Annotated in this window: 3 protein-coding genes; 2 read left to right on the top strand and 1 reads right to left on the bottom strand. The window is 69.5% G+C overall.

The window, feature by feature from the left end; translation table 11 throughout:
• The coding region (locus tag ACLN58_RS21305) for an MFS transporter (protein ID WP_415857215.1) at positions 1-558 on the top strand (558 nt) is incomplete at its 5' end.
• Positions 559-611: 53 nt separating this feature from the next.
• Here the strand turns inward: ACLN58_RS21305 and ACLN58_RS21300 are convergent.
• Positions 612-980, bottom strand: coding sequence for a DUF1844 domain-containing protein (locus tag ACLN58_RS21300; RefSeq protein WP_415857214.1), 369 nt, complete (start codon positions 978-980; stop codon positions 612-614).
• Between the two features lie 295 nt (positions 981-1275).
• Between ACLN58_RS21300 and infC the strand changes: the two genes are divergently transcribed.
• The coding region (gene infC, locus ACLN58_RS21295; protein ID WP_415857213.1) for a translation initiation factor IF-3 at positions 1276-2217 on the top strand (942 nt) is incomplete at its 3' end.

The raw sequence follows: 2217 nt of genomic DNA, 5'->3' as shown, positions 1-2217 counted from the left end.
TGGCTCACGGTGGCCGTCGCCGTCATCCTCGTGGTCGCGGTGGGCTCCGGAATGGTGCTCTCGGGCACGGACGTGGGGATTGTCGCCGTCCTCCGCGGGAACGGGCAGGGCGAGCAGCTTGGCTTCGTGTTCTTCGCGTGGTGCCTCGCCTCGCTCGTCGGCGGACTCGTGTACGGGGCGATGACGGTGCGGATCCACCCGCTCGTCCTGCTCCTGCTCATGTCCGCCCTCACGGTGCCGATGGGCTTCGCGACCGATGTGTGGAGCCTGAGCCTCCTGGCGCTCCCGGCGGGGCTGCTGTGCGCGCCGACGCTTTCTGCGGCGTCGGAGGCCGTGGCCGCGCTCGTCGAGGAGAGTCGTCGCGGCGAGGCCATGGGCTGGTATGGCTCGGCGCTCACCGCGGGCACGGCGCTCGGCTCGCCGTTCACGGGGATCATGATCGACGTCGCGGGTCCCTGGGCGGGTTTCGCCGGGATCGGCATCGGGGGAGTCGTGCTGTGTGCGGCGGGGCTCGTGGCGCAGGGCGTCCGACGGCGGCGCCGCACCTTGGCTGGTTAGGCCGGGCTACGGGTTGGGCCGGGCTGCGGGTTGGGCCGGGCGGGCTTCCGCGGCTAGTTGACCGGACCCGTGTACTTCTCGCCGGGGCCCTTGCCCGGCTCGTCCGGGAGGAGGGAGGCCTCGCGGAACGCGAGCTGGAGCGAGCGGAGGCCGTCGCGCAGCGGCGCGGCGTGCTGGGAACCGATCTCGGGGGCGGCCGCCGTGACGAGTCCAGCGAGGGCCGTGATGAGCTTGCGCGCCTCGTCGAGGTCCTTGAGGGCCTCGCCCTCGGGGCCCTCGGCGAGCCCTACCTTGACGGCCGCCGCGCTCATGAGGTGCACCGCCGTCGTCGTGATCACTTCGACCGCGGGAACCTCGGCAATGTCGCGAACTTCGGCGCTCACATCGGTCTCAGCGGTCGAGGACGGGGTCTGATCAGTCATGCTGCTAAGCTTGGCACAGACCGACTGGATGTCGTTATTCCGCGTGCGGCCCACGCGGTGGTCAGTGGCATGCGCCGTGACCCTGTATACTTGACAGACAGTTTGCAAGCGGAGTTCTCTCCCACCCGCGTCGGCGTGCCTTGAGCATTGCTGCCGGGTACTCAGGTCGCCCGCCGCGGAATCCACCGCGGCCGGACGCGGCGCCCTATGCGGCGCTGACCTTCGAGGCCTCCGATTGCGCCGACAATCGGGGGCCTTCCTCGTTGTCGGGGCCATCCTTGACTACTTGAGGAGCTTGAACATTAGCGATCCACGCATCAATGAGCGAATCCGCGTCCCCGAGGTGCGCCTCGTCGGGCCTGCCGGTGAGCAGGTTGGCATCGTGCGCATCGAGGACGCACTGCGTCTGGCCGCAGAGGCTGACCTCGATCTCGTTGAAGTAGCACCCCAGGCGAAACCGCCGGTGTGCAAGCTGATGGATTTCGGCAAGTACAAGTACGAGGCAGCGGTCAAGGCCCGCGAGGCCCGCAAGAACCAGACGAACACGGTTCTGAAGGAGATTCGCTTCCGGCTCAAGATCGATACCCACGACTACGAGACGAAGAAGGGCCACGCGCTCCGCTTCCTCGGCGCCGGGGACAAGGTCAAGGCCATGATCCAGTTCCGCGGTCGTGAGCAGCAGCGTCCGGAGATGGGCATCCGCCTCCTCCAGCGCTTTGCCGACGACGTCGCCGAGGTCGGTGCGGTCGAGTCCGCTCCGCGCATCGACGGACGCAACATGGTCATGGTCATCGGCCCGCTCAAGAACAAGGCCGAGGCCAAGGCCGAGGCCCGTCGCGCCGCCCAGCGCGCCGCGGACAAGGCGAAGGCTGAGGCCGCCAAGACCGCCGGCGTCACGGCGGACAAGGCGCCGATGACGCAGTCGCTCGGCGACGCGCTGCCGGCGGACTTCCTGCAGCAGGCGGACGACGCGGCTCTCGAGGCTGTGGAGTTCGAGGGCGAAGAGTTTGACGCGGCAGAGTTCGAGGCCGAGGTCGAGGCTGCGTCGGTCGACGCCGTCACGGTCGAGGCCGAGCCGGTTGAGGCTGAGCCTGTCGAGGCCGCGCCGGTTGAGACTGCGCCTGTCAAGGCCGCGACGGTCGAGACTGCGCCGGTAGAGGCCGCGCCTGTCGAGGCCGCGCCTGTCGAGGCCGCGCCGGTCGAGGTCGCCCAGCCGGTGGCTGCTGCCGCCGTGGCT

Source organism: Sinomonas sp. G460-2, from assembly GCF_047759905.1.
In the GTDB taxonomy this organism is placed as follows: domain Bacteria; phylum Actinomycetota; class Actinomycetes; order Actinomycetales; family Micrococcaceae; genus Sinomonas.
This window is presented reverse-complemented; position numbering and strand designations above follow the sequence as displayed.

Excerpts from the sequence above, each read along its gene's own strand:
- ACLN58_RS21300 (WP_415857214.1), bottom strand. The coding sequence starts at position 980 with ATGACTGATCAGACCCCGTCCTCGACCGCTGAGACCGATGTGAGCGCC.